This window comes from Bacillus cereus ATCC 14579 (genome assembly GCF_000007825.1).
GTDB lineage: Bacteria > Bacillota > Bacilli > Bacillales > Bacillaceae_G > Bacillus_A > Bacillus_A cereus.
Genome location: NC_004722.1, coordinates 4,199,379 through 4,226,208, shown reverse-complemented (window position 1 = coordinate 4,226,208; position 26,830 = coordinate 4,199,379). Strand labels below are relative to the sequence as shown.

Sequence of the window (26,830 nt, the reverse complement as noted above, 5' to 3'; positions counted from 1 at the left end):
CGTGTGGAGTTTCTTTTTCATGAGGAAAAGAAGCGTATGTTATAATATAAGGACAAAACTACAGAAAAAGAGTAAAGGGAGGACTTATGGAGCAAAAGCAACATCGAAAAGAAAGTGTTATTCATCTCATTTATCGTTTAGTTATGATTATTTTTGGAGCAGCATGCGCGGCGGTAGCAATTGAACTATTTTTAATGCCAAATAAAATTATTGATGGTGGAATTATTGGTATTTCTCTTATATTAGATTATCTTACTCCTAACATTTGGTGGTTAAGTTTTTCTACTTTAGTCGTTGTTCTCAATATCCCATTTATGTATTCCGGTTATAAGCAAATTGGAAAAACATTTATGTTATCTTCGACATTTGGTATTGTAGCGTTAGCTTTCATTGAGTCAACGTTACATGCGGTACCGCCATTTACAACAGAACCTATTTTAGCGACAGTGTTTGGTGGTCTTATTTTAGGTCTTGGTGTAGGACTTGTAATTCGTCATGGTGGATCGCTAGATGGAACTGAAATTATGGGGATTTTATTAACGAAGAAATTACCATTCTCTGTTGGTGAATTCGTAATGTTTGTGAACTTATTTATTTTTGCATGGGCAGCATTTGTGTTTGGTGTGGAACAAGCGATGTATTCTGTTATGACGTACTATATCGCATTTAAAACGATCGATACAGTAATTCAAGGGCTAGATGAAACGAAGGCGGTTTTAATTGTATCTGATCAATATGAGGAAGTATCAAACGCGATTTTGCATCGTCTTGGCCGTGGAACTACAAAGCTTGTAGCGAAAGGTGGTTACACGGATAAAGAAAAAGAAGTTATTTATGCAGTTGTAACGCGTCTAGAAGTGACGAAGTTAAAATCAATTGTGCATGAAATTGATGAAAATGCATTTGTTACGATTATGAGCACGCAAGAGACAAATGGTGGTAAGTTTAAATCGGCTATTCACTAAAAAGTTTATAGGAATATTTTTCGGAAGCAGAGAATTTTTCTCTGCTTTTTGTTATAATAGTAAGGTTTCTTGAAAAAATAGATATATTTTAGGCAGATTGGTTTACAACTATAATAAGCTGTACTATAATTCAAATAGATATAAATCGGAATCATTCTGAATTAAAATAGGTGAGATGCTATGAATAATATATTAGAAATTGAAGGTTTAACATTCCGATATGAAGATCGGAATGTGTTAGAAAATATTAATTTGCAAGTTCCGAAGGGAGCTTTTTTAGGTTTAGTGGGACCGAATGGTTCAGGTAAATCAACTTTACTTAAGTGTTTATTAGGTGTTTTAAAGCCAAAAGAAGGAAGCATTCGCGTGTTTGGCGTTGATAGTAAGAAGTTTAAGGAATGGAACAAAGTTGGTTATGTATCCCAAAAGGCAAATAGTTTCAATTCTGGTTTTCCAGCAACTGTTTCTGAAGTTGTGTCAATGGGACTTGTTTCGAAAAAAGGGCTTTTTCGCTTTTTCACAAAAGAGGATAAGAAAAAGGTAGAAAAAGCAATTGCTGATGTAGGGATGAGTGAGTTTCAAGATCGTAACATTGGAGAGCTTTCTGGTGGACAGCAACAGCGTGTATTTATTGCTCGTGCGCTCGTTAGTGATCCTGAATTGCTTATTTTGGACGAGCCTACTGTTGGAATTGATGTAAAAAATGTGGAAAGTTTTTACGAAATATTAGAGGATTTAAACAAAAGGCTCGGGATCACATTAATTCTTGTTACTCATGATATGGGAGCTGTTACCGAAAAAGTAACACATGTTGCATGCCTAAACCAACATCTACATTTCCATGGAAATGTAGAGAAGTTCCGAGAGTTAGAAGATGCAGAAATGTCCGTCTTATATGGACATCATGTTCATCGTTTAGAACACGAACATGAGCATCACGGGAGGATATAATGATACAAGATTTTTTACAATATGACTTTTTACGTAATTCTTTATACGCTGGTATTTTAATTGGACTTGTTGCACCGCTAATTGGTGTGTTTGTTGTTATTCGTCGTTTATCTCTTATTGCGGATGCATTAAGTCACGTGACGTTATCGGGTATTGCAGCAAGTTTATTACTTGAAAAAACCATTTTTACAGGTGGATTTTTAAACCCCTTATATATGGGGATGATTTTCTCGATTGGTGGAGCGCTACTAATCGAAAAGTTACGAACTGTATATAAGCACTATCAAGAATTAGCAATTCCAATTATCCTTTCGGCAGGGATGGGGGTTGGAGTTATTTTCATTTCACTTGCAAATGGATTTAACACAGACTTATTTAGTTATTTATTTGGTAGTGTCAGTGCTGTAACAAGTACAGATTTAATTATTATTGGGATTGTAGCAATTGTTGTTGTTGCGACAATTATTTTATTATATAAAGAGCTGTTTCTATTATCATTTGATGAGGAATACGCAGTATCAACTGGTTTAAGAGCGAAATGGATTCACTTTATTTTCATTATATTAGTTGCTCTTGTCATTGCAGTATCAATGCGTGTAGTGGGGGTTCTTCTTGTATCATCATTAATGACGTTACCAGTTGCAGCAAGTATTCGTATTGCTAAAGGATTTAAACAAACAATTTTCTTTTCCATTTTATTTGGTGAAATTGCAGTAATTGGTGGAATGTTTGCTTCGTATCAACTTGATCTAGCGCCAGGTGGTACAATTGTTATGATAGCAGTTCTTATTTTAATCGGTGCGATTTTATGGAAGAAGAAAAAAACTGCATAAAGTAGGGATAGGTATGAATCTAACAGAAGCTTTACGCCTAATGAAAGAAAAAGGATATAAACATACTGGAAAAAGAGAAGAGATGCTCAGATTATTTGCAGCACATAATCGTTATTTAACTGCGAAAGACGTTTTAGAGCATATGAAGGACGATTATCCAGGGCTTAGTTTTGATACGATTTATCGTAACTTAACAGTTTTTGCTGAGATTGGTGTTTTAGAACAAACGGAATTAAATGGTGAAAAACATTTTCGTTTTACTTGTTCTATTATGGAACATCATCATCATTTTATTTGTTTGGATTGTGGGGGAACGAAAGAGATTACTTCCTGCCCAATGGATTTTATGAATAAAGATTTTACTGGTTATGAAGTAACGGGTCATAAGTTTGAAATATATGGTCGTTGTCCAAAATGTGCAAAGTAAAAGCTCGTCGGTTATGTAACTGACGAGCTTTTTTACGTAGAAAAGAAGGTTGCTCACAAATATTGTGGCAACCTTCTTTTTATTGTTCTTGTGTCTCTTTTTCTTTTTCTCGTTCAGCAGCCATTTCAGCAGCAATTACGTCAATTTCTTTTTTCAGTTCTTCTACCATTGTTTCTTCTGGCACTTTACGAACGACTTGCCCTTTACGGAATAATAATCCCTCTCCACGTGCACCGGCAATACCGATATCAGCTTCACGAGCTTCACCAGGGCCATTTACAGCGCAACCAAGTACTGCAACTTTAATTGGTACTTGAAGTGTAGAGATGTATTCTTCCACTTCGTTAGCAATGCTAATTAAATCGATTTCAATACGACCACAAGTTGGACAAGAGATAAGTGTTGCTGCATTAGACGCAAGACCGAATGATTTTAATAATTCGCGAGCAACTTTTACCTCTTCAACTGGATCAGCACTTAATGAAATACGTAGTGTATTTCCGATGCCTTTATTTAAGATTGCTCCAAGACCAGCAGCACTTTTTACAGTTCCGGCAAACAATGTTCCAGATTCTGTAATACCTAAATGTAATGGATAATCAAAAGCACGAGCAGCTTTCTCGTATGCTTCGATTGCTAAGTTAACATCAGAGGCTTTCATAGATACGATAATATCGTGGAAATCTAAGTCCTCTAAAATTTTAATATGATGTAGCGCGCTCTCAACCATACCATCTGCAGTTGGGTACCCGTACTTTTCTAAAATGTGTCGCTCTAATGAACCAGCGTTTACACCGATACGGATTGGAATACCGCGCTCTTTTGCTGCATTTACAACAGCTTCTACTTTATGGCGACGACCAATATTACCTGGATTGATACGTACTTTATCGATGCCACCTTCAATTGCTTTTAAAGCAAGGCGATAATCAAAATGAATATCAGCAACAAGTGGAATGTTGATTTGTTTTTTTATATCAGCAATAGCATCTGCTGCGCGTTCATCTGGAACGGCAACGCGGACGACTTGACAGCCGGCTTCTTCTAAACGCTTGATTTCAGCAACTGTTGCTTCAACATCATGTGTTTTTGTTGTTGTCATACTTTGTATAATTAATTCATTATTACCGCCGATTGTTAAATTACCGACTTTAACTGGACGTGTTTTTGTACGATGAGTCATTTCATTCACGAATAGATCGCTCTCCTTATAAAAGAAGTTTCTTATTTAGTCCCTCATATCAATGATAGTATACGTGATATAGGGCTATAGAAACCGAAGTACTCGGTTTCACTTTTACTATTGTATCAGCGCCTTTATGTAATTGACAAGGATTAAGTGATAGCTTATTGATATAACGGGAATTTATAAGACTTTCCAATTTGTATTTTGGTAGCAGATGTACTTTTGTTTAATTGTTTAAAGTCGTCAATGACTTTTTCTATGGAAGGAATTTTTTTCTTGTTAATTTGTTCTGTAATAGAAAGAACTGTCTCACCAGTTTTTACTTCAATTGTTTTATAAGATACATCCGTTTCTTTTTCTGTTTTGTTCGCTTTATTTTGTTGACTGTCTGTGTTTTCTTTTTTAATTGTTTGAGCAGCAGTTGTTTTTTTATATGAACTTAACATCGGTAAAGTACCGATTTTTATATCGTAATAAAATATATAACCGAGAACAAGCACGAATAGGAATATACCTAATCTCTTCATATTCTTCACTCCTTTGCTAGGAATATATGCTTGTCCAAAAAAAAAATGCCTATTTAGGCATTTTTTTTTCGTTCTTATTTTTCTTTCGGTTTTGGAACTTCTTTAATTGTTAAGTACAGAACAATTAAAACAACTGCGATATAGATGAATGTTGATCCAGGTACGACAATCTTGCATGCATCCATAATCATAAAGAAGATTGTTGGAATTGTGTAGCTGTATGCAGTTAGTGTCCAAACTTGTTTATAGGATAGTTTACGTTGACCGCTCATAGCAGAACCGATGAACGCAAGTAAAGTCACGCCTACAAAAGTTATGAATAATTGGAATAGGTACACTAAGAATCCAATAACAAATAATAAAATTGGATAAATATTATCGAATAAAGAAATAAATTCTTGTAGATCTTTTTTCTCAAGAGATGCACCTAACAAATCGTTATAAGAATACGTTTGTGTTTGACCATTTCCCATAGAGACTACTTTATCTTTTAAAACAAATAAACCTGTTTTATTTTGATATTTTTCTAGGTCTGTTGAATTTGGATCAAATACGAAAAGTGTATTTCCTTCTTCTTTTTCAATAGGTTGATCAATATCGGCTTTTAGTTCGCCATTTTCGATTTTAAAATCAGGTAAATCTTTATCGATGACTTGATTTACCATGCCAACACCATCCTGGATAAAACTACCGTACAAAAAAGTTCTTGGAATAGTAGTAATTAAGCAAAGTAGCATAATATACAAAATGGTTTTACCGATTTTTTGAAAACGGAATAGCGCCATATCTTTAGGCGAGTATATGCTTTTTACGAATTGGGTAAATATGGACATAGATTCACTTCCTTTATGTATGTATAAAATCATTGTAACGTAGGAATCTAGAGAATCTCAAGATATATTATATTTACATATAGTGGAGATAACTAAATTTCTTTTATTAACTTTCTTCTTTTAAATAAGAAAAATACAATTGACACTTTTCTTTTCTATATGGTAAATTTATCTTACATTTCTTAAAGAGCATATCCGATAGGAATTCCTTTATTTGATATGTTGTTACATACATAATTGTGGACCCTTAGCTCAGCTGGTTAGAGCAGACGGCTCATAACCGTCCGGTCGTAGGTTCGAGTCCTACAGGGTCCATATCCATTTCGCATGTTTATTATGTTAGCAGGAAGCTTCCTTGTAGAAGGAAGCTTTTTTTATGGAATATATGAGCATTTTAATTGAAAAGAAGTGGGAATTTTGCTACTTTAATGATAGCAAGACAATGTGATTTATTTGTTTGCACCCTATGGCAATTAGGGTAGAATGAAGTTGTATGTCACTTAAGTGGCAATACATAAACTGGGAGGAATATAACAATGGCAAAACACGAATTTACCAAATTTACCCTTATGCGTATGATGCTTTAGAGCCTCACTTTGACAAAGAAACAATGAACATCCATCATACAAAACATCACAACACGTACATTACAAACTTAAACGCTGCTTTAGAAGGTCATGCAGAATTAGCTGACAAAAGCGTAGAAGAATTAGTTGCAAACTTAAACGAAGTACCAGAAGCAATCCGTACAGCAGTACGTAACAATGGTGGCGGACATGCTAACCATACATTCTTCTGGACAATCCTATCTCCAAACGGCGGAGGACAACCTGTAGGTGAACTTGCAACTGCAATTGAAGCAAAATTCGGTAGCTTCGATGCATTCAAAGAAGAATTCGCAAAAGCTGGCGCAACTCGCTTTGGTTCTGGTTGGGCTTGGTTAGTAGTAAACAATGGTGAGTTAGAAGTAACAAGCACTCCAAACCAAGATTCTCCTTTAACTGAAGGTAAAACTCCAGTTATCGGTTTAGATGTTTGGGAGCATGCTTACTACTTAAACTACCAAAACCGTCGTCCAGACTACATCGGCGCATTCTGGAACGTTGTAGATTGGAACGCTGCTGAAAAACGTTACCAAGAAGCAAAATAATCGTAATAAATATAGAAAAAGCTAGGGGAGAGCTCCTAGCTTTTTTCTATGCTTTCCTTTTACATAATTGGGCTTGTCTTTGGAAGACTAGAACATGAAGTAAAGGAGAGTTGTGTATGAAATGGAAACATATAATTGGTGACGTTGAAGTGAATCGGGATTTAGTGTTATTGCTCCTTATAGGAGGTTTATACACGCTCGCAATTTCTTTATCGAATACGTTTGTAAATATTTATTTATGGAAACAAACACAAAATTATGTGAATCTTGGCTTGTATAATTTAGCCAGCGTGGTATTACAGCCTCTCACATTTCTTGTAGGGGGAAAATTAGCGAAACGTATCGATCGCTCGATTTTATTACGAATAGGAGTAGGGACGCTCGCAATTTTTTTTATTGTTGTCTTAGTAGCAGGGAAAAGTGCTTCTCAGTATATTTTATTAATGGGGGCTCTTTTAGGAGTAGGATACGGTTTTTACTGGTTGGCTTTTAACTTATTGACATTTGAAATTACAGAACCAGAAACAAGAGATTTCTTTAATGGATTTCTTGGACTTCTTACATCCTTCTCTGGAATGATTGGACCAATAGCAGCAGGATACACAATTTCACGTATGGAGAAATGGAGTGGCTATACTGTTATATTCTTTCTTTCATTAGCTCTATTTGCAATTGCTGTCGTCTTAAGCTTCTTTTTATCTAAAAGAGAATGTGAAGGGCGTTATGAAATCGTGCAAGTATTGAAAGAACGACGGATTGATAAAAATTGGGGAAAGATTACACGAGCTCATTTTTTCCAAGGATTGAGAGAAGGAACGTTTATTTTTGTCATTTCAGTATATGTTTATTTAGCAACTAATAGTGAGTTTGCATTAGGGAAATACAGTTTAGTGAACTCTGCTGTATCCTTTGTATGTTATTACTTAGTTGCTCGTATGTTAAAGAAGGAGTGGCGAAAAAAAGCAATTTTACTTGGAGGCATTATTTTATATGCTGTCGTCTTTTTAGTTATTTTCAATGTTACATACACGAAATTACTTATTTATGCGGCATGTATTGCAATTGCATATCCTATTTTACTTGTTCCGTACGGATCAATGACATATGACGTAATTGGTAGAGCGAAAAATGCGAGAGAATGGCGTGTGGAATATGTCGTTGTTCGGGAGCTGTGGTTAAACGCCGGAAGAATCTGTTCCATTTTAAGTTTTTTATGTGCTGTACTATTCTTTCCACCTGAAAAAAGTTTACCTTACTTATTATGTATTTTAGGTGCTGGACATTTTCTTATTTATTTTGCAGTTAAAAATGTCAAATATGATGAGAGAAATGCGAGTAAAGCAAGTGTTGTAACGCAAGGGAACGCGCAAAACCAAACTGAACCAGAAGGTTAACTTCTCGTTTGTTTTATGCTAGAATAGAAAAAGATGTAAGACAGCAGTGAGGACACCTGTATGAAGGTGTCCCTTTCACATTACATAGCTGTTGGTAGAGGGGGTTTGTATGAGCAAGAAACAGAAGCAAAATAAGAAAAAGACCCACGTTCCTTTTCGGTTAAACGTGCTGTTTTTCTGCGTGTTTTTAATGTTCTCCGCGGTTATTGTAAGGCTCGGATATGTACAAATTGTTCGTGGTGAAGAATATAAGAATGAAGTGGAGAAGAAAGAAAACTCAACGATAAGTAATCCTGTACCGCGTGGGAAAATATTTGACCGTTATGGGCGAGCTGTAGTAGATAATGTAGCCATTCGTACTATTACATTTACAAAAATGAAAGGATCAACTGCAGAAGATCGCTTAGAAACAGCGAAAAAGCTAGCAGATTTGATTGAAGTACCGACAGATAAATTAACGGATCGCGATAAAAAGGATTATTGGCTTGCTATGCATAAAGAGGAAGCTGAAGAAAAAATTACGAATAAAGATCGTCAAGAGTTTAAAGATAAAAAAATTGATGATAAAGAATTAGACGAGCGCCAGCGAAGTCGTGTAACAGAAGAAGAGGTTAATCAATTATCCGCAAAAGATCTAGAAATACTAGCGATTAAGAGTAAGATGGATGGCGGATATGCAATGACACCTCAAGTTATTAAAAAGGATGCTACAGAAAAGGAATATTCGATTATTAGTGAAAACTTAGCAGCATTACCAGGTGTAGATACGAATGTTGATTGGGATCGAAAATATACGTACGATGATTTATTCCGAAGTGTACTTGGTGGGGTGTCGACATCTGATGAAGGTTTACCTAGAGAAAGACTAGATTACTATCTTGTTCGTGATTATAATCGAAATGACCGAGTAGGAAAAAGTTATCTTGAGCAACAGTATGAAGATAGCCTACACGGTACGAAAGCAGAAGTTAGAAATGTTACAGATAAAAACGGTAATATTTTAGAAACGATTAATGTATCAAAAGGACAAAGTGGTAATGACCTGAACTTAACAATTGATATGGAATTACAAAAGCGCGTGGAAGATATTCTTGCGAAGAATTTAATGAGGTTTAAAGGAAGCGAACCTCTTTTAGATCGCGCATTCGTTGTAATGATGAACCCAAAAAATGGCGAAGTTTTATCTATGGCGGGGAAACAATTAGTTAACGAAGATGGTCAAACGAAAGTAAATGATTTTGCATTAGGTACCATGACAAGTTCTTATCCGATGGGATCAACTGTAAAAGGTGCAACAGTACTTACTGGATATCAAACTGGTGCGATTCAACCAGGATCGGTGCAATTGGATGAACCAATTAAATTAAAAGGTACACCTACGAAGTCGTCTTGGAAAACGATGGGATACATTAATGACCTTACAGCTTTAAAAATGTCTTCAAACGTTCACATGTTTAAAACAGCGATGAATATCGCCGGTGTTCAGTATGTGAGAGGTGGTACGTTACATACACCTCAAAAAGCATTTGACACGATGCGTTATTATTTCGGACAGTTTGGACTTGGTGTAAAAACAGGAATTGATTTACCGAATGAATCTGCTGGTCAGATGGGTAGAAGTAGTCAACCAGGTTTCTTACTAGATTTATCAATTGGACAGTATGATACGTATACACCGCTTCAATTAGCGCAATATATTTCGACGATTGCCAATGGCGGATATCGTATGCAACCACAAGTTGTAAAAGAAATTCGTCAACCGGCAGTGAAACCGGATGAAGTTGGGAAAGTTGTTCAATCTATGGAACCGAAAGTATTAAATCGTGTTGATATGCCAGAATCGCAAATTAAACGTGTTCAAGAAGGATTTAGACAAGTTTATAATGATTCAGGTGGTACAGCTACAAAATACTTTACAGGTGCAAAATATAAAGCGGCAGGGAAGACAGGTACCGCGCAAACTGTGTATGGCGGAGATAAAGAGATTGGTAGAAAGGCAAACGGTGAACGTGTGGAAACATATAACTTAACATTAGTAGGTTATGCGCCACTTGAAGATCCAGAAGTAGCATTCTCTGTTGTCGTTCCGTGGGTACATGATGATAAGACTGGTATTAATGGATATATTGGTCGTGAAATTATGGACGCTTACTTTGATTTGAAAAACAAAGAAGTAAATGGTGAAGCTCCAAAAGATGATAAAGACAATAAAAATAAAGAGCAAGATGATGAATAAAAAAGTTGTAAAAAAGCACACTATCTGAAAAGATAGTGTGCTTTTTTTTATGGTTTATGCATATCGTGTAATAAATGTGGACAAGTATACAACATTGAAAAAAACGCGGCCGTATAAATGATACTTGTATATGGTGGGATAGGGGATAAATATTTTATAGGGAAATCATCAGAGGAAATGAATAGCTACTACTGAATTAAAATTGTACCGTATGTTGATTTATGTGGAACTTTACAAAACTTTTACAAACAATTAAAACCGAATTAATAGTTTAGCAGTATTCTTATATCTGTAATCCTGTTATTTCCGGTTACTTCTAGGAGGAAGAACACGTGAAATGGATGCGTACACCGATTAAAGTTTTCGTATTATCAATATGGTTCCTCTGTTTTGAAATGTCTACTGCATTTGCTTTAAATGATACGGGAGAAGTGAGAGTTGATGGATCCTCAACGGTTTTTCCTATTATAGAAGCAGTAGCGGAGGAATATACAAAGGTGCATCCAGACGTGAAAATTTCCATCAGTATTTCTGGAACTGGGGGAGGATTTAATCGTTTCAGTAAAGGAGAAGTAGATATAAATAATGCTTCGAGAGTAATGAAACAAGTCGAGAAAAATGAAATGAAGAAAAACTCTATTCAGTTCACACCTTTTGAGGTTGCTAACGACGGTCTTACGATTGTTGTGAATCGCCATAATACATGGGTAGACGATATGTCAGTAGACGAGTTACGACTACTTTGGAGTGAAGATGGAAGAGAGAAGCGATGGTCACAAATTCATTCAACATGGCCACGTGAACAAGTGAAGTTTTATGCACCAGGCGTAGACTCTGGTACGTATGATTATTTTCAAAATGTCATCTTACAAAATCATCGCATTGTAAAAAAAGTCTCTTTGTCTGAAGATGATCAAGTTATTATGCAAGGGGTAATGAATGATAAACATGCCATTGCTTTTGTAGGATATGCTTATTATATGGCTAATCGAGATAAGGTGAAAGCAATAAAAGTAAATGGTGTATTTCCGACGAAAGAGACCATTCAATCAGGTAAGTATGAGCCGTTATCTAGGCCGCTACTTACTTATGTGAATAATGCATCTATCCGAAATAAAATGAATGTAGCAAACTATGTTGAGTTTATGATTCAGCATGTCGGTAACCTCGCTGAAGAGGTCGGATATGTAAAATTAAGAAAAGAAAAATACAATGAACAGCTGCGTATGTTAACAGAAATAAAAAGGTAATGTCAGGGTGGAAAGGGGTTTTCATCTTTGGCTCATAATGACAAAAGTCAAATTACATTTTCTGTACAACATTTGATTGAAAGAAATACAAAACAAAGAAAAAAAACGCAGCGAATCAATCGAATAGTACCTTTATTACTAAAAATAATTGCTAGTGTTTCTATTGTGACGACACTCGGCATTGTTTTTACGCTCTCTAATGAAACAATCATGTTTTTTCAAAAAATATCATTATACTCCTTTTTGACGGAGAAAGAATGGTTACCATTTTTTGAAGACCCTAAATTCGGTATATTACCACTTATATGTGGAACGTTCCTTGTAACAGCAATTGCTATGTTTGTAGCAATTCCTATCGGTTTAGCGTGTGCCGTATTTTTAAGCGAATATGCTTCAAATAGTGCACGGAAAATATTAAAGCCGATGTTAGAGCTATTAGCAGGTATCCCGACAATTGTATATGGTTTTTTTGCATTAACAGTTGTTACACCGCTTTTACAAAGGATTATACCAGATTTACAGTTTTTTAATGCGATTAGTCCAGGAATCGTTATCGGATTTATGATGATGCCTACAATTGCATCTCTATCTGAAGATGCGATGAGAGCTGTGGCGAAAGGGACGAAAGAAGCTTCATTAGCACTCGGAGCGACGCGGTTTGAAATGGTAAAACAAGTGGTGTTTCCGTCCGCTTTTACAGGGATTATGGCAGCAATTATATTAGCAGCTTCTCGTGCGATTGGTGAAACGATGATCGTTGTAATTGCAGCAGGATCCACACCAAATGTATCGCTTGATCCGACACATTCTATTCAAACGTTAACAGCCTATATTGTGCAAGTAAGTTTAGGTGATGCTCCGCATGGAACGATTACGTATTACAGCATGTATGCTGTAGGTGCAACATTATTTTTGTTTACCTTTATTATGAACATCATTTCGCAGTCAATTATGCGCCGTTTTAGGAGGATGACATAATATGCGAATGTTGAATCATAAAAAAATACAAAAAAATATGGCATCACGCTTTTTAAAAGATCGAATTTACAAATTGTTATTTTATATAGCAATTTTATTTTCAATCGTAATTTTGTTTTTGTTACTGTTTCAAATTGTTGAAAAAGGTATAAGTTATCTTTCAATAGATTTCTTTACAAATTTCGCTTCACGTAATCCGAAAGAAGCTGGTATTGCTGCAGCTTTGTCAGGGACAATATTATTTATGAGTATTGTTATACCTGTTTCTTTTATATTTGGAGTTGGAACAGCACTTTATTTAGAGCAATATGCGAAGGAATCTATATTTAAAAAAATAATAGAGATTAATAATCAAACGTTAGCAGGAGTACCATCCGTTGTATTTGGATTGCTTGGTTTAACTATTTTTGTATATGCTCTTCATTTAGGAGAGAGTATAGTTGCAGCAGCATTGACGATGAGTCTACTCGTTTTACCAACAGTTGTTGTGGCGAGTCAAGAAGCAATTCGATCAGTACCAAGTGTTTTATTAGAGGGTTCTTACGGATTAGGTGCTACGAAGTGGCAAACGATGTATCAAATTGTATTGCCATATGCTTTCCCAGGGATTATAACGGGCTGTACGTTAGCGATATCAAGAGCAATTGGAGAGGCTGCACCACTATTAGTTATTGGGGCACTTGCGTTTGCAAATTATGTTCCATTTAGTATGTTTGATAGATTTACAGTTCTACCAATTCAAATTTTTAATTGGATGAGTAGGCCACAAGAAGAATTTCAGTATGTAGCAGCAGCTGGGATGATTGTTTTGTTAGGTTTGTTGCTATTTATCAATATATTTGTTTTATGGTTACGAAATCGAAAATAAGTTGGAAGTGGATGAAAGGGGAATTCAAATGGTAGCAACAGTAGTAAATGTACAGGTGAAAAACGAAGAGAAAATCGAGACTGCGCCAAAGAAGGTAGTATTTGATACGAAAAACTTAAATTTATGGTACGGGGAAGACCATGCTTTAAAAGATATTAATTTAAGTATTCATGAGAATGAAGTTACAGCCATTATCGGTCCAAGTGGCTGTGGTAAATCAACGTACTTAAAAACATTAAATCGCATGGTAGAGTTAGTACCGATCGTTCGAACTACAGGTGTAATTGAGTATAGAGAACGCAATATATTTGATAAATCATATCCAGTTGAAGAATTAAGAACGCATGTAGGAATGGTGTTCCAAAAGCCAAATCCATTTCCAAAATCTATTTATGAGAATGTAACATACGGTCCAAAAATCCATGGTATTCGTGACAAAAAGACATTAGATGAAATTGTTGAAAAAAGTTTACGTGGAGCAGCGATTTGGGATGAGTTAAAAGATCGTTTGCACGATAATGCATACGGTTTATCTGGTGGACAGCAACAGCGTCTATGCATCGCACGCTGCTTAGCTATTGAGCCAGACGTTATTTTAATGGATGAGCCAACATCGGCATTAGACCCAATTTCAACATTAAAAGTAGAAGAATTAATTCAAGAGCTAAAGAAAGATTTTAGTATTGTTATCGTAACGCATAATATGCAACAAGCAGCGCGTATTTCAGACAAAACAGCTTTCTTCTTAAGCGGGGAAGTTGTGGAGTATACAGATACAAACAAATTATTTACGACTCCTTCAGATAAGCGTACAGAAGATTATATTACAGGTCGCTTTGGTTGATATCGTTTCAAAGCTAAGAGCAAATGCCCTCTTAACAGAGGGCATTTCTTATTTTATCTTACTGTTAATAAAGAAGTAATACTTCTCCTTATCTTAAGTTTTATTACAAGCGTAAGAGGCTATGTAGGAGATTTACCCCGCTATTTGCGGGCAGTAAGACCCCCACCTTAAAATTTAGCGAAAGCAAAGAAGTTAGGGAGGGGATCTTGCTGCCTATCAAATCCCGATTGATGAGGGTTGATTAAAGTTTCACTTTTATATAATGGCACATAATATTGAGGGGGAAGAAAAATGGTAAGAGAACAGTTTCAAGGTGATTTAAAAGCGTTACAGCAAAAGGTGATTGAGCTTGGAGAATTAGCAAATGCGGCTTTATTGATTGCTATGGAAGGTCTGCATACAAGGGATGTAGAGAAAGCGTTAGAGGTCATTGATGGTGATTACCGCATGGATAATTTAGAAGAGGAAATAAACGATCTTGCGCTTATGCTCATTACGAAGCAGCAACCTGTAGCAAGTGACTTAAGAAGGATTTTTATTTCAATTAAAACAGCGACAGATTTAGAGCGCATTGCAGATCATGCTGTTAATATTGCAAAGGCTACAATTCGTCTTGGGGAAAAAGAAGTGGCTGTTAGTTTGCACAACCTAGATGAAATGTTTGCGGTTGCAAATGAGATGTTGCATTTAGCGTTAGAAGCATATGAACAAGAAAATTTAACTTTTGCGAAACAAATTGCTGAAATGGATGATTCCGTTGATGAAATATATGGAAAAGCAATTCGTGAGTTTATATCTTCAGTTCCGGAACAACCAGAAGCAATTACGCAAATTACACAATTATCATTTGTCGCGAGATATATTGAGCGTGTAGCAGATCATATTACAAATATTGCTGAAAATGTCTTTTATTTAGTAAAAGGAAAGCATTATTTATTGAATGAGTAGGAATGAAAGTAGGTGATGAGAAATCACCTGCTTTTTTTAGTCAAAACATGACAAAAAAAGCTCGTTGTTTCCTTTAGTTTATGATGATAAGATGTATCATAATGTAATGGGAAAATTAGTATATATGTTTGTCGTTAATAAGTATTATTTACCAATTTATAGTAAGCGCTTTCTTGTTGTTTGAAATGTACGTTTTTATAGGTTAGAAATTTAATTATATAGTCTTCTAAATGAGGATGTGTTTAACTAATCAAGTTTATGCTGCTAGTTCATGTGGGATAGGGAATATACATATGGTATATGGAGTTACTGAACATTATATAAGTGGAGGCTGAAGTATATGAAGGGGGTTATTTTAGCTGGAGGAAAAGGAAGGCGCCTTAGACCATTAACATGTAATACTCCAAAGCCGATGTTACCATTATTAGAAAAACCAGTTTTAGAATATAATATTGAGTTATTACGCCAGCATGGTATTCGTGAAATTGCAATTACTGTTCAATATATGAGTACGACCATTAAGCAATATTTTGGTGACGGTAGTAAATGGGGAGTTAACTTGTATTATTTTGAAGACTCTCCTCCGCTTGGCACAGCAGGGAGTATTAAACAAGCAGAACAATTTTTAGATGAAACATTTGTTGTGATAAGCGGGGATGCATTAACTGACTTTCAATTATCAGAAGGAATTAGGTTTCATGAACAAAAGAAAAGAATGGTAACAATGTTTGTGAAAGAAGTAGAAAATCCACTCTCATTTGGATTGGTTGTAATGAATAAAGACCAGGAGGTTACACGATATATAGAAAAGCCGGGCTGGAATGAGGTAGTATCTAATGTTGTGAATACAGGCATATATATTATGGAGCCAGAAATCTTTTCTTACATACCGCCTAGGCAATTTTTTGATTTCAGTCATGATGTGTTTCCGTTATTGGCAAACAAAAATGTGTTATTCGCATATTTGTCAGAAGGTTATTGGTTAGATATCGGCACATTTAATCAATATCGACAAGCACAATTTGATTTGTTAACGAAAAAGTTACAAGTACCTATTCCTTATACAGAAGTATTACCGATGGTATGGATGGGAGAAGGGGTGACGATTGGTAAAGGGACGAAAATTCATGGCCCCTCTTTTATTGGAGAAGGAGCAAAGATTGGTACAGGAGCTGTAATTGAGCCATATTCTATTATTGGGAAAAATAGTATCGTTTCAAATTATTCTCATCTTCAAAAAAGTATTGTTTTTGCAAATACCCACATTGGGAAGTATTGTGAACTATTAGAAACGACAATAGGAGAGCGTACAATAGTTGAAGATGATGTTACACTGTTTCAAAAAAGTGTTGTAGCGGATCACTGTCACATCGGAAGAAGTACGGTAATTAAGCAAAAAGGAAAACTATGGCCTTATAAGGCGATTGATAGTCATTCGATAGTAGGAGCGGCTGGTATTCAAGAGAGTGAAATGAGTGCAGGGTGGTTACAAAAAAGCCGCATTGTAGGAAGAGGGAATGTTGAAATTACTCCCCAGTTTATCGTGAAGATTGCGATGGCGTATGGTTCTCTTTTTAAAAAAGGAGAAAGTATATTAATTGGAAGTCAAGAAAATATAGAAACAACCTCTTATAAAAATTTATTTTTACATGCTATTCATGGTATAGGGATTCATACGATGGAATGTAAAGAAATGAACGAGTCACTTTTTCAATATAGTGTTCATCATTTGCAATGTGCAGGTGGGGTTTTCATTCAAGTGGAGAATGAGAATGAGATTGTTATAAAGTTGTATGGTCAAGCTGGCATGCCGTTAACGTATAAGCAGCAAAAAGAGATAGAACAAGTATATATGTCCGAATTGTTTTATTACGTGCATGAGAAAGAGATGGGGCGAAATAAGCTCGTTCATGTTTCTATGAATGAGTATATAGAAGTTATATTGGAGCATATTGATATCGAGAAAATACAGATGCAGAAGTTTCATCTTCTTATTAATAAGAGAAATGATACGTTGCAACATTTACTCATGCTCTTTCTGCAAAGACTTGGTTGTACAGTTACATGGATTTATGCAAGCGAACAAAAAGATCATGTGAAAGCTTTGATGAAATCAAGTAAAGCGAATATGGCTCTTATGTTTTCTGAGCAAGGAAATCATTTCGAGTTATACGATAAACATAGTAATATTTACCAAGGTACAGATTTGGAAGAGGTAGATATTCCAGATTTCTTACTCGAATCGACAGGAAATATTTACCCAATGTCTTTGAAGTTAGGAGAATGTTATCTTCTATTTTATACGCAGGATGAAAGAAAGTCGTTTCAAGTAAGGTGGAAGCGAGATATTTTATATCGGATTGGAAAATTATTCGAGCTAATAGCATTGCAAGGAAAAACGTTTCTCAGCATAGTAGAGCAATCACCTCCGCTCTATTTACTTTATGATGAAGTGGTATGTTCATGGAATGAAAAAGGGGAAATTATGAGGAAATTATTGGATGATATAGAAAGGAAGGGAGAAGGTATATTTGAAGGAGTACAGTTCAAATATACTGAAAAAGAGTGGTCTTATATCGTTTCTGACACAAAACAACCAAAATTTTTGGTGTATTCACATGCTAGAAACCCAGTAATAGCAAGGGAAAATATGAAAAATCTTATAGAAAAAATTAGACAATATCAAAAGGTGTAGAATTTTTATTTTAAAAGTGGTATTATAGTATAGTCTGATTTAAGTTATTAGTACTGGAGGGAAATAAGAATGCGTGTGAATATTACTCTAGCATGTACAGAATGCGGAGATCGTAACTATATCTCAAAGAAAAATAAACGTAACAACGCTGAGCGTATCGAGCTTAAAAAGTATTGCAAGCGTGACAAGAAGTCTACGTTACACCGTGAAACAAAGTAAGCAGTAGGAATATTTTCCTACTGTTTCTTTTTTTATTCGATTCCTATGTTAAAAGTGATACACTATCAGCATAGAGTAAAGTGTCACTGTAAGGGGGGAGAATGTGTGAAAGCAGAGAAAGTACGTTTACGTAAACAAATAATAGAACACATGAATTCTTTATCAGAAGAACAGTATACAACTTTATCAGAACAGATTGCATTTTCGTTGTATGCGCAAAAAGAGTGGGTTGAAGCTAAAACAATTGGAATTACTCTTTCAATGGAAAATGAAGTGAATACATATCCTATTATCGAAAAAGCTTGGGAAGAAGGAAAGAAAGTTGTAGTTCCTAAGTGTAATAAAGGAACTAGAACGATGTCCTTCCGGCAAATTAATAATTTTGATCAATTAGAAACGGTGTATATGAATTTACGAGAACCGATTCCCGGGCTTACGGAAGAAGTGAATATGGATGAAATTGATCTTCAAATTGTCCCAGGCGTAGCTTATACAGAACGAGGAGAGCGAATTGGGTACGGCGGTGGCTATTATGATCGTTATCTCGTGCATTATAAAGGGAAAACGCTGTCATTAGCGTATGATTTTCAAATGGTAAAACACATTCCAGTAGAGCCATTTGATAAAAACATAGAAAAAATTATTACAGAAAAAGGAACACTGCTTACAAATAAGCTTGTATAGACAAATAAAAATTGACGAGACTTTTTCTTCTTGATTATAATAAAATATGTGAACGTTTTCTTATTATAATTTTTTATAGTAAGTGAGCATAGAGGGTGATGAAATGGTATCTATTTATGATATTCAGCAATTGCTAAAGAAATTTGGTACGATTATTTATACGGGAGATCGAATTGCAGATTTACAATTAATGCAAGATGAATTGCGTGAATTAAATCAATCACAGCTAATCGATCCACAAGACTATCAAACAGCTTTATTTTTATTGAAGCAAGAAATTCAAAAAGAGCTAAATAAGAATTAGATAAAGGTAGGTAAGCAACATGGAAGAGAAATGGTTAGTTGGTGTTGACCTTGGTGGTACAACGATTAAATTAGCATTTATTAATGTGTACGGTGAAATTTTACATAAGTGGGAAATCCCTACGAATACAGGTGAGCAAGGAAAACATATTACACTTGATGTTGCGAAAGCAATTGATAAAAAGCTAGAAGAATTAGGCGAATTGAAGAGCAAATTAATTGGTATTGGTATGGGAGCTCCTGGTCCTGTACATGTGGCGTCTGGAATGATTTATGAAGCGGTTAATTTAGGATGGAAAAACTATCCGCTAAAAGATTTATTAGAAGTAGAAACAGGATTACCTGTTGTTATTGATAATGATGCAAACTTAGCAGCGCTTGGTGAAATGTGGAAAGGTGCTGGTGAAGGTGCAAAAGATTTAATCTGTATGACACTTGGTACGGGCGTTGGTGGTGGTGTAATCGCCAATGGTGAGATTGTACACGGCGTGAGTGGTGCTGCTGGTGAGATTGGACATATTACAGTCGTTACAGAAAATGCTTTCCCATGTAATTGCGGGAAGTCTGGTTGCTTAGAAACAGTAGCATCTGCGACAGGTATTGTACGTGTTGCTATGCAAAAAATACAAGAGACTAATAAAGAGAGCATGTTGCGTTCTATGTTAGCTGAAGAAGGACGTATTACATCAAAAGATGTCTTTGAAGCACTTGGACAAGGTGATGAATTAGCAGGTGAAGTAGTAGAAAAAGTAGCTTCTTATTTAGGATTAGCTGTAGCGAACCTTTCTAGTACATTGAACCCAGAGAAAATTGTTATTGGTGGAGGCGTGTCTAAAGCTGGAGATGCGTTATTAGAACCAATTCAACGCTATTTCGAGCAATACGCTTTCTCACGTGCTGTAAAGAGCACGAAGTTAGCTATTGCAACACTTGGTAATGATGCAGGTGTTATCGGAGGAGCTTGGCTTGTAAAAAAGCACAAATACGAAGCGAAGATGATATAAGTTGTGAAATATGAAAAGAGGAAGGGGGAACCCTTCCTCTTTTTGTGTAAAATCTCGATGAAGAATAAAGTGTAAACGAATTAAGCTGCTGGTGGATACCCGTTATATAGAACAGTCATGATCGTAAACCATCCGAAAACGAGTACAGTTGCAATTGCAAAGCCGCTCGCGAAAAAGTTTTTTTCACGAAGTGTTCTAAGCGTAGCAAATACAGCTAACAGAGTGACAAGTGTAAAAATAATAACAAGGCCCATACAATATCCTCCTCTGTCTACCCATTTCTTATTATGAGTTTTTGGAATATTTACTCTTTTATATTGTACATGTTTTAAAAATGATTGTCGAGATAGCATCCTTTCTTTTCCTCAGAGAAAGAAATGTTGTATCATTAAAAGTAAGTTTAATAACTGGAGGAGATTTTCATATGAAATGGATACAAATGCCGTTAGGCCCATTACAAACAAATGCTTATATTTTAATGAACGATCAAAAAGAGTGCATTATCTTTGACCCTGGTCATGAAGGTGAAAAGCTCGTTACATATTTACAAGAAAAACAATTAAAACCATTGGCTGTTTTATTAACACATGCTCACTTTGATCATATCGGTGCTGTTGATGCCGTAAGAGACGCTTTTCATATTCCTGTGTACGTACATAAAGAAGAAGCAGATTGGTTAGGAGATGCAACTGTAAACGGCTCTCAAATTTTTATGATGAACCGCAGTATTACAGCAAAACCAGCGGATCATATTATTGATGCAGAAGGTACATTAACAATTGGATCATTTAATTTTGAAATTTTTGAGACACCAGGACATTCTCCAGGAAGTATTTCTTATTATACTAAAGAAGCGAATGCTGTATTCTCAGGAGATGTATTGTTCCAAATGAGCATTGGAAGAACAGATTTGCCTGGTGGAAGTTTTGCTGAATTAATTGGAAGTATTGAAGAGAAATTATTTGTATTACCAGATGAAACAGCGGTGTTATGTGGACATGGTCCAGAAACAAGCATTGGCTTTGAAAAAGAAAATAATCCGTTTTTACAATAAGGAGTCATTATGGGAATGGAGCTCATTTTAAGAGAATGGATGGGGAAAGAAAAGGATTATTCAATTTCATATAGTACGTATATGAACCTTGTATTGTATACGGAGGGGCATGGATATTATATGAAAGAACGTGAAAAGATTGGAAGACAAGGGGATTTTTTTACAAGTAGCAATGTATCCTCTGTTTTTGCAAAAACTTTTGCTAAACTTTTTATTCGTCTTGTTGAAAATGGTGAAGTTGCTTCGAATATTTGTGAGGTTGGTGGGGGAACAGGGAAGTTTGCCTATGATGTTTTACAAGAATGGAAGCAATTATCTCCAAACACCTTTATTAATTTAAACTATTCAATGATTGAAGTGAGCCCTTTTCATAGGAAATTACAGCAGGAGCAACTTGGCTCATTTTCTAATGTATCGTACTATACCTCCTATAGTGAAATGGGAGATTCTTTCGAGGGAATTCTTTTTTCGAATGAGTTGTTTGATGCATTTCCTGTTGAAGTAATTGAGAAAAGAAATGGTATATTGTATGAAGTACGTATTACATATACAGAGGAAGGAAACCTTTCAGAAGTATGTAGGCCGTTAAATAAAAGAATTGGTCGCTATTTATTGAAATATAATATTCATATTGCTGAAGGGCAACGTTTTGAAGTACCAATTGTTATGGAGGAGTATATAAAAGAAATTTCGAAATGGTTTCAAAAAGGTATATGTATTACAGTTGATTACGGATACACAAAAGAAGAATGGATGCATCCAGCACACCGCGAAGGAAGTTTGCGAGGATATTATCAGCATAAGCTAATGCGTAACCCACTAGCGCATCCAGGTGAAATGGATCTTACTACTCATGTTCATTGGGACGAGCTAAAGGAGATGTTTAGTATGCAAGGAATGAGTGCAGTATGGCATAAGAAACAATCTGAGTTCTTGTTAGCTGCAGGGATATTAGAACAGCTTACGAGCCATCAAGATACGAATCCTTTTTCTGAAACGCAAAAACAAAATCGAGCAGTTCGTTCTATGATTTTAAATGGAGGAGTAGGGAGTTCGTTTGATGTTGTTATACATACAAAAGATATGCAACATTTACATTTGGATCAGTATGTAACAATATAAAAAACAAGACACAGTATATACTGTGTCTTGTTTTTTAATACGACTTATGTAGTATTATATATTTCCTCTCATGATATATATTTATATTAAAGATATGAGATAAAAAATATAGAATACGTTCTTTTTCTGCGATTATTAGTCCCTAACCTAATAATACACGAACGAGTTGAATGATTGTTTCATTCTCTACTTTGTAATAAATTTCCAATCCTTTTCTTTCACTAGAAACGATTTTAGCGCTTTTTAATTTTGCTAAATGCTGTGAAATTGTAGATTGTGGCATGTTTAAGCCAGTATACATTGTAGAAACGTTGCTTGGACCGCGCTCGATTAATCCTTTTACGATACATAAACGAACAGGATGAGCTAGCACTTTTAATAATTCTGCATTACTTTCATATAGTTCTAATTCTTTTTGAAAGGTTTCTAACATGTTCTTTTCCACCTCCGTGTGAGCTATTATACCATACTATACATACCAAAAATTTAAAGAAAAGAAAATAGTTGTTGCAGAAAAAAAGTCCTAAAGTAAAGAAATTGTAAGAAAAGAGACCCGGATGTAAATAAAATAGGTAAATTAGCATGTTTTTGTAAAATGACATTTTTGGGTGAAAATTTCGATGCGTTTTAAAAATTGAAAGATATAGATATATTTGTAACACAATTTTATCATGATTTTCTTATTCTTTCAAATGAATATACGAAATTTTTAAAATAATATGACAAAGGAATTATAATGATATATATAGAATATAAAACAGGTTAAAAGAAAAGAAGCTGAATGTCATTCACTTCTTTATGGTGATAATGAAATATTTGATTACGGCTGATAAATCTTAGGATGATCAAGTCATTAGTCATTTATTCTAAAATTCATCTTTTAGCAACGTTAAAAATCTGTGATTCCATATGTTCTCATAAAAATCAATTGTCTCTTTTGCGGACATAAAAGGATTATTCAACGTAGAGGTTGTTTTCTGTCCCATAAAGTTTTCGTATCCTAGTCCGTGGGCAAACTTAATCGTTGCATCCATACAGTACTCTGTTTGGGCGCCACAAAATTCAATGCGATTTACAGATAATTGATCTAAAATTTCTTTTAAGTTTGTTTTATAAAATGAATTTGCATGTGTTTTTCTTACAAAAAAATCTTGTTCTTGAACATCTAGATCGGTATGAATAGCCCAAAGTTCTTTCTCGGGTACTAAATCATCATCACAATGTTGAACAAAAAGGATTGGTTTATTTAATTTTCTATATGAAGAAATTCTTTTATTTACTTTTGTTAGTAAGTTCTGTAAATCAAATAAATGCTCCTCGCTATAACATACGCCATTTTGTAAATCGATAACGATTAAAATATCTGCACAAGTATCCATTATTTTCACCCCTTTTTATTTCTTAATATATCAATTAATCCATTATTTAGAAATAGATGATATACTTTTATTTTTTATGGACTATAAGAAAAGAAGAAATTCAAATGAATATAACTAAACCGCATAAAAAGAAGATATGAAAACCTAATCTCATATCTTCTTTTTCTCTATGCATTTACAGGTTCTTCTACATAAGAAAGGGCATTTTCAAAATCGGATATTAAATCGTTAACATTTTCAAGACCGACTGATAACCGAAGTAATGAATTAGAGATTCCTCTTTTATCACGAGCTTCTTGCGACAGTGCTGCATGTGACATTTTTGCTGGATAAGAAAGAATTGACTCTACAGCTCCTAAACTAACTGCAAAAACAGGTAATTTTACTTTTGATAAAAATTTGCGGAGTGCATCTTCTGACTGCAAAGTAAACGATAAGACCGCTCCAGCTGATGTTGCTTGAGATTGTTGAATATCAAATCCGAGATGAGTTTGTAATCCCGGATAATAGACATTTTTTACTTTAGAGTGCTCTTGTAAATAATGTGCGATTTTATTGGCATTTTTAGCTGAATGTTCGAGGCGTACATGCAATGTTTTTAGACCGCGAAGTACGAGAGAACAATCTTGAGGTCCTAAAATAGCACCGAATGCATTTTGTAAAAATCCAAGCTTTTGAGCGAGTTCTGAATCTTTTACTACTGCTAATCCGGCAGTAACATCACTATGACCAGCAATAAATTTTGTAGCACTATGAAGAACGACATCAGCTCCAAGTTCAAGTGGTTTTTGGAATAGTGGTGTCAAAAATGTATTATCAACAAAAGTAAGAGCGCCAATAGATTTTGCGAGTTTAGAAACCTCGCGAATATCTGTCACTTTTAAAAGTGGGTTAGAAGGTGTTTCTACATAAAAGAGCTTTGTATTTGGTTTAATGTTTTGTTTTATTTCTTCTAAATTGGTCATATCAACAAATGTATGTGAAACACCGTAACGGGAGAGTACCTCAGTTATCACTCGGTAAGTGCCTCCGTACACATCTTCTGAAATGAGTACGTGATCACCTTGTGAAAGAAGGAGGAATGCAGTGGAAATCGCTGCAATGCCTGATGCAAAGGCGAATCCTTTTGTTCCGCCTTCTAATAAAGCAATGATATCTTCAAGAGCTTCACGAGTTGGATTTCCTGACCTGCTATAGTCATATTTTCCGAACGTATCTACATCAAACTGGTGAAAAGTTGATGTATTATAAATAGGAACGTTCACAGCGCCTGTTTGCGAGTCGTGTTTATATTGGTTGTGTAGTAAGAGTGTATCTATAGAATAGCTCATATTCTTACACCTTCTTTTACGAGTTTAATGGCTTGCTTTAAGTCTTGAATTAAATCGTTACTATTTTCAATGCCAACTGAGAATCGAAGAAGACGATTGCATACGCCGTTTGCTGTTCTAATTTCTTCAGGAATATCAGCATGTGTTTGCGTTGCTGGATAAGTCATTAAACTTTCTACACCACCAAGACTTTCGGCAAATGTAATTAAGGATAAAGATTGTAAGAATGGATTAATCCAAGCTTCATCTTTAAGGCGGAATGAGATCATGCCACCTCTTCCTGGATAAAATACATCTGTCACCCCGTCCTCATCATTTAAATACGCAACAACTGCTTTCGCATTTTCTTCATGTTGCCTCATGCGAAGCGCTAACGTTTTCATACCGCGAATTAATAACCATGAGTCAAATGGGCTTAAAACTGCACCTGATGCATTATGATAATGAGCGATTTCCTCGCAAAGTTCCTTTCCTTTTGCAACTACAAGCCCGCTTAGTACATCGTTATGTCCCCCTAAATATTTCGTTGCGCTATGAAGTACAATGTCAGCACCTTCTGTTAATGGTTGCTGTATATAAGGTGTGTAGAAAGTGTTGTCTACAATAAGAAGTAGTCCGTTCCTTTTCGCTACAGTTGCGACAGCAGCAATATCAGTAACTTGCATTAATGGATTAGTTGGAGTTTCTATGAAAATAGCCTTCGTTTCAGTTGTGATAGCTTGCTCAATTTGTTTAATAGACTGTGTATTTACGTATCTACATCGAACATTCCACTTTTTTTCATGCTCAGAAAATAATCGATACGTTCCCCCGTATAAATCTTCAGATACAATAAGTTCGTCTCCAGAGCGGAATAGAGAAAGGACGAGGAGAACAGCCGCCATCCCTGAACTACAGGCATAACCTTGTTCGCCATATTCTAAGTCTGCAATCGCCTGTTCTAAAAGACCGCGAGTTGGATTGCCAGTTCGTGAATAGTCAAAGCCAGTAGATTTACCAATTCCTTCGTGACGATAAGCGGTTGAGAAATAAACTGGTGGATTAACCGTTCCAGTTGTAGTTTCACTGCGATTTCCGATTTGTGCTAGTTTTGTTTCGATTGTTGACATGTGAAAATTCCTCCTTTTTAAATTGAAACATTAAGTGAATATAAAATAAAAAAAGCCTTCTAAGAAGAAGGCTTTCGGTTTGAATAGAGTCTTCTTCTCATCTGTCAAATCTTTCACAATTTGCTGGAATTAGCACCTTATTAACAAAATGTTAATGGTTGCTGAGGCGTCACAGGGCCAGTCCCTCTACCTCTCTAGATAAGAATGTTCGTATGAAATTTTTATTATGTTTTTAACTTTACAATAAAATATAACTGAATTGCAACTTTATTTTAAATAATTTTTATTTTTCCGCAAGTGTCATTGACTTTTACTTTTGTGCATGCTAAATTTATTAAAAAATTAACAAACATTGTTAAAAGGGGAACGCATTTCCTTTTAGCTACATAAATAAAATAATAAAGACAACTCTTATTGAGAGCGGTGGAGGGAAAGGCCCTGTGAAACCCGGCAACCTTCAAACGAAATGTTTGAAACGGTGCTAATACCTGCAAAACGAATGTTTTGCATAATAAGAGGAGGAACGATTATGTCCCCCTC

At 35.3% G+C, this 26,830-nt stretch carries 26 protein-coding genes, 1 tRNA gene, 1 pseudogene and 2 riboswitches; of the genes and pseudogenes, 20 read left to right on the top strand and 8 right to left on the bottom strand.

Annotated elements, in window-relative coordinates:
* The first annotated feature begins 86 nt into the window (after positions 1 to 86).
* The 4 genes from BC_RS21385 to BC_RS21370 all read left to right on the top strand — a co-directional run bounded on the left by BC_RS21385 (position 87) and on the right by BC_RS21370 (position 3,176).
* Complete coding sequence (locus tag BC_RS21385) at positions 87 to 965, top strand: YitT family protein (protein ID WP_000435963.1); 879 nt, start codon at positions 87 to 89, stop codon at positions 963 to 965.
* 180 nt (positions 966 to 1,145) lie between these two features.
* The gene (locus BC_RS21380; RefSeq protein ID WP_001059661.1) at positions 1,146 to 1,916 is read left to right on the top strand and encodes a metal ABC transporter ATP-binding protein; all 771 of its coding nucleotides are present in this window, start codon (positions 1,146 to 1,148) and stop codon (positions 1,914 to 1,916) included.
* Positions 1,916 to 2,749, top strand: coding sequence for a metal ABC transporter permease (locus BC_RS21375; protein ID WP_000613815.1), 834 nt, complete (start codon positions 1,916 to 1,918; stop codon positions 2,747 to 2,749). Before BC_RS21380 ends, BC_RS21375 begins: the two co-directional genes overlap by 1 nt.
* Positions 2,750 to 2,762: 13 nt before the next feature.
* Complete coding sequence (locus tag BC_RS21370) at positions 2,763 to 3,176, top strand: Fur family transcriptional regulator (RefSeq protein ID WP_001054516.1); 414 nt, start codon at positions 2,763 to 2,765, stop codon at positions 3,174 to 3,176.
* A gap of 79 nt (positions 3,177 to 3,255) precedes the next feature.
* On the opposite strand, the gene ispG is transcribed toward BC_RS21370, so the two are convergent.
* The 3 genes from ispG to yqgB form a co-directional block, all read right to left on the bottom strand.
* Positions 3,256 to 4,359, bottom strand: coding sequence for a flavodoxin-dependent (E)-4-hydroxy-3-methylbut-2-enyl-diphosphate synthase (gene ispG, locus BC_RS21365; protein WP_153577907.1), 1,104 nt, complete (start codon positions 4,357 to 4,359; stop codon positions 3,256 to 3,258).
* A gap of 164 nt (positions 4,360 to 4,523) precedes the next feature.
* Positions 4,524 to 4,889, bottom strand: a complete 366-nt coding sequence (gene yqfZ / locus BC_RS21360) for a protein YqfZ (RefSeq protein WP_000825414.1) — start codon at positions 4,887 to 4,889, stop codon at positions 4,524 to 4,526.
* 74 nt (positions 4,890 to 4,963) lie between these two features.
* On the bottom strand, positions 4,964 to 5,722 hold the full coding sequence (gene yqgB, locus BC_RS21355; RefSeq protein WP_000021897.1) for a protein YqgB: 759 nt from the start codon (positions 5,720 to 5,722) through the stop codon (positions 4,964 to 4,966).
* Between the two features lie 241 nt (positions 5,723 to 5,963).
* On the opposite strand from yqgB, the gene BC_RS21350 reads away from it, so the two are divergent.
* From BC_RS21350 to glcK, 14 genes and pseudogenes are all read left to right on the top strand, one after another.
* Positions 5,964 to 6,037: transfer RNA gene (locus BC_RS21350), tRNA-Ile, on the top strand.
* Between the two features lie 221 nt (positions 6,038 to 6,258).
* A pseudogene (gene sodA, locus BC_RS21345) lies at positions 6,259 to 6,872 on the top strand (superoxide dismutase [Mn]).
* A 116-nt stretch (positions 6,873 to 6,988) separates the two neighbouring features.
* Positions 6,989 to 8,266: an MFS transporter gene (locus BC_RS21340; protein WP_000871382.1), complete on the top strand. Its 1,278-nt coding sequence runs from the start codon at positions 6,989 to 6,991 to the stop codon at positions 8,264 to 8,266.
* A 109-nt stretch (positions 8,267 to 8,375) separates the two neighbouring features.
* Positions 8,376 to 10,502 (top strand): peptidoglycan D,D-transpeptidase FtsI family protein, encoded by a 2,127-nt coding sequence (locus tag BC_RS21335; protein ID WP_000038974.1) that lies wholly within the window; start codon positions 8,376 to 8,378, stop codon positions 10,500 to 10,502.
* A gap of 332 nt (positions 10,503 to 10,834) precedes the next feature.
* Positions 10,835 to 11,752 carry a PstS family phosphate ABC transporter substrate-binding protein gene (locus BC_RS21330; protein ID WP_000871827.1) on the top strand — a complete coding sequence of 306 codons (918 nt, stop codon included), beginning with the start codon at positions 10,835 to 10,837 and terminating at the stop codon, positions 11,750 to 11,752.
* Positions 11,753 to 11,779: 27 nt separating this feature from the next.
* On the top strand, positions 11,780 to 12,730 hold the full coding sequence (gene pstC / locus BC_RS21325; RefSeq protein ID WP_000940918.1) for a phosphate ABC transporter permease subunit PstC: 951 nt from the start codon (positions 11,780 to 11,782) through the stop codon (positions 12,728 to 12,730).
* Between the two features lies 1 nt (position 12,731).
* Positions 12,732 to 13,598 (top strand): phosphate ABC transporter permease PstA, encoded by an 867-nt coding sequence (gene pstA, locus BC_RS21320; RefSeq protein WP_001242555.1) that lies wholly within the window; start codon positions 12,732 to 12,734, stop codon positions 13,596 to 13,598.
* 28 nt (positions 13,599 to 13,626) lie between these two features.
* Complete coding sequence (gene pstB, locus BC_RS21315) at positions 13,627 to 14,442, top strand: phosphate ABC transporter ATP-binding protein (protein ID WP_000226686.1); 816 nt, start codon at positions 13,627 to 13,629, stop codon at positions 14,440 to 14,442.
* Between the two features lie 291 nt (positions 14,443 to 14,733).
* On the top strand, positions 14,734 to 15,390 hold the full coding sequence (gene phoU / locus BC_RS21310; protein WP_000251240.1) for a phosphate signaling complex protein PhoU: 657 nt from the start codon (positions 14,734 to 14,736) through the stop codon (positions 15,388 to 15,390).
* Positions 15,391 to 15,730: 340 nt separating this feature from the next.
* Positions 15,731 to 18,085: a sugar phosphate nucleotidyltransferase gene (locus BC_RS21300; RefSeq protein WP_000679337.1), complete on the top strand. Its 2,355-nt coding sequence runs from the start codon at positions 15,731 to 15,733 to the stop codon at positions 18,083 to 18,085.
* Between the two features lie 69 nt (positions 18,086 to 18,154).
* A complete protein-coding gene (gene rpmG / locus BC_RS21295) occupies positions 18,155 to 18,304 on the top strand; it encodes a 50S ribosomal protein L33 (RefSeq protein WP_001265616.1) in 150 nt (49 codons plus the stop codon).
* Positions 18,305 to 18,409: 105 nt separating this feature from the next.
* Positions 18,410 to 18,988 carry a 5-formyltetrahydrofolate cyclo-ligase gene (locus BC_RS21290; protein ID WP_000642751.1) on the top strand — a complete coding sequence of 193 codons (579 nt, stop codon included), beginning with the start codon at positions 18,410 to 18,412 and terminating at the stop codon, positions 18,986 to 18,988.
* Between the two features lie 103 nt (positions 18,989 to 19,091).
* Positions 19,092 to 19,292 (top strand): YqgQ family protein, encoded by a 201-nt coding sequence (locus BC_RS21285; RefSeq protein ID WP_000253699.1) that lies wholly within the window; start codon positions 19,092 to 19,094, stop codon positions 19,290 to 19,292.
* A gap of 19 nt (positions 19,293 to 19,311) precedes the next feature.
* Positions 19,312 to 20,295, top strand: a complete 984-nt coding sequence (gene glcK / locus BC_RS21280; RefSeq protein ID WP_000391701.1) for a glucokinase — start codon at positions 19,312 to 19,314, stop codon at positions 20,293 to 20,295.
* Positions 20,296 to 20,375: 80 nt separating this feature from the next.
* Here glcK and BC_RS21275 read toward each other — a convergent pair whose 3' ends face one another.
* Complete coding sequence (locus BC_RS21275; RefSeq protein WP_000524852.1) at positions 20,376 to 20,549, bottom strand: DUF2759 domain-containing protein; 174 nt, start codon at positions 20,547 to 20,549, stop codon at positions 20,376 to 20,378.
* A 170-nt stretch (positions 20,550 to 20,719) separates the two neighbouring features.
* Here BC_RS21275 and BC_RS21270 point away from each other — a divergent pair, with 170 nt between their 5' ends.
* Both BC_RS21270 and BC_RS21265 read left to right on the top strand, forming a co-directional pair.
* A complete protein-coding gene (locus BC_RS21270; RefSeq protein ID WP_000871236.1) occupies positions 20,720 to 21,349 on the top strand; it encodes an MBL fold metallo-hydrolase in 630 nt (209 codons plus the stop codon).
* A 9-nt stretch (positions 21,350 to 21,358) separates the two neighbouring features.
* On the top strand, positions 21,359 to 22,471 hold the full coding sequence (locus tag BC_RS21265; protein ID WP_000525152.1) for a class I SAM-dependent methyltransferase: 1,113 nt from the start codon (positions 21,359 to 21,361) through the stop codon (positions 22,469 to 22,471).
* A gap of 142 nt (positions 22,472 to 22,613) precedes the next feature.
* Here the strand turns inward: BC_RS21265 and BC_RS21260 are convergent, their stop codons facing one another.
* The 4 genes from BC_RS21260 to metI all read right to left on the bottom strand — a co-directional run bounded on the left by BC_RS21260 (position 22,614) and on the right by metI (position 26,290).
* Positions 22,614 to 22,904, bottom strand: a complete 291-nt coding sequence (locus BC_RS21260) for an ArsR/SmtB family transcription factor (RefSeq protein WP_000894377.1) — start codon at positions 22,902 to 22,904, stop codon at positions 22,614 to 22,616.
* Positions 22,905 to 23,337: 433 nt separating this feature from the next.
* The gene (locus tag BC_RS21255; protein ID WP_000379157.1) at positions 23,338 to 23,850 is read right to left on the bottom strand and encodes a cysteine hydrolase family protein; all 513 of its coding nucleotides are present in this window, start codon (positions 23,848 to 23,850) and stop codon (positions 23,338 to 23,340) included.
* 167 nt (positions 23,851 to 24,017) lie between these two features.
* A complete protein-coding gene (metC, locus tag BC_RS21250; protein WP_000122299.1) occupies positions 24,018 to 25,181 on the bottom strand; it encodes a cystathionine beta-lyase in 1,164 nt (387 codons plus the stop codon).
* On the bottom strand, positions 25,178 to 26,290 hold the full coding sequence (gene metI / locus BC_RS21245) for a cystathionine gamma-synthase/O-acetylhomoserine thiolyase (protein ID WP_000103897.1): 1,113 nt from the start codon (positions 26,288 to 26,290) through the stop codon (positions 25,178 to 25,180). Before metI ends, metC begins: the two co-directional genes overlap by 4 nt.
* Before the next feature lie 94 nt (positions 26,291 to 26,384).
* Positions 26,385 to 26,495, bottom strand: a riboswitch (SAM riboswitch).
* Positions 26,496 to 26,698: 203 nt separating this feature from the next.
* A riboswitch (SAM riboswitch) is annotated at positions 26,699 to 26,808 on the top strand.
* Positions 26,809 to 26,830: the final 22 nt, after the last annotated feature.

Bases quoted from the DNA above. Each gene is read 5' to 3' on its own strand.
- BC_RS21385 (WP_000435963.1), top strand. From the start codon at position 87: ATGGAGCAAAAGCAACATCGAAAAGAAAGTGTTATTCATCTCATTTAT.
- BC_RS21380 (WP_001059661.1), top strand. From the start codon at position 1,146: ATGAATAATATATTAGAAATTGAAGGTTTAACATTCCGATATGAAGAT.
- BC_RS21375 (WP_000613815.1), top strand. From the start codon at position 1,916: ATGATACAAGATTTTTTACAATATGACTTTTTACGTAATTCTTTATAC.
- BC_RS21370 (WP_001054516.1), top strand. From the start codon at position 2,763: ATGAATCTAACAGAAGCTTTACGCCTAATGAAAGAAAAAGGATATAAA.
- ispG (WP_153577907.1), bottom strand. From the start codon at position 4,359: ATGACTCATCGTACAAAAACACGTCCAGTTAAAGTCGGTAATTTAACA.
- yqfZ (WP_000825414.1), bottom strand. From the start codon at position 4,889: ATGAAGAGATTAGGTATATTCCTATTCGTGCTTGTTCTCGGTTATATA.
- yqgB (WP_000021897.1), bottom strand. From the start codon at position 5,722: ATGTCCATATTTACCCAATTCGTAAAAAGCATATACTCGCCTAAAGAT.
- BC_RS21340 (WP_000871382.1), top strand. From the start codon at position 6,989: ATGAAATGGAAACATATAATTGGTGACGTTGAAGTGAATCGGGATTTA.
- BC_RS21335 (WP_000038974.1), top strand. From the start codon at position 8,376: ATGAGCAAGAAACAGAAGCAAAATAAGAAAAAGACCCACGTTCCTTTT.
- pstA (WP_001242555.1), top strand. From the start codon at position 12,732: ATGCGAATGTTGAATCATAAAAAAATACAAAAAAATATGGCATCACGC.
- pstB (WP_000226686.1), top strand. From the start codon at position 13,627: ATGGTAGCAACAGTAGTAAATGTACAGGTGAAAAACGAAGAGAAAATC.
- phoU (WP_000251240.1), top strand. From the start codon at position 14,734: ATGGTAAGAGAACAGTTTCAAGGTGATTTAAAAGCGTTACAGCAAAAG.
- BC_RS21300 (WP_000679337.1), top strand. From the start codon at position 15,731: ATGAAGGGGGTTATTTTAGCTGGAGGAAAAGGAAGGCGCCTTAGACCA.
- rpmG (WP_001265616.1), top strand. From the start codon at position 18,155: ATGCGTGTGAATATTACTCTAGCATGTACAGAATGCGGAGATCGTAAC.
- BC_RS21285 (WP_000253699.1), top strand. From the start codon at position 19,092: ATGGTATCTATTTATGATATTCAGCAATTGCTAAAGAAATTTGGTACG.
- glcK (WP_000391701.1), top strand. From the start codon at position 19,312: ATGGAAGAGAAATGGTTAGTTGGTGTTGACCTTGGTGGTACAACGATT.
- BC_RS21275 (WP_000524852.1), bottom strand. From the start codon at position 20,549: ATGGGCCTTGTTATTATTTTTACACTTGTCACTCTGTTAGCTGTATTT.
- BC_RS21270 (WP_000871236.1), top strand. From the start codon at position 20,720: ATGAAATGGATACAAATGCCGTTAGGCCCATTACAAACAAATGCTTAT.
- BC_RS21265 (WP_000525152.1), top strand. From the start codon at position 21,359: ATGGGAATGGAGCTCATTTTAAGAGAATGGATGGGGAAAGAAAAGGAT.
- BC_RS21260 (WP_000894377.1), bottom strand. From the start codon at position 22,904: ATGTTAGAAACCTTTCAAAAAGAATTAGAACTATATGAAAGTAATGCA.
- BC_RS21255 (WP_000379157.1), bottom strand. From the start codon at position 23,850: ATGGATACTTGTGCAGATATTTTAATCGTTATCGATTTACAAAATGGC.
- metC (WP_000122299.1), bottom strand. From the start codon at position 25,181: ATGAGCTATTCTATAGATACACTCTTACTACACAACCAATATAAACAC.
- metI (WP_000103897.1), bottom strand. From the start codon at position 26,290: ATGTCAACAATCGAAACAAAACTAGCACAAATCGGAAATCGCAGTGAA.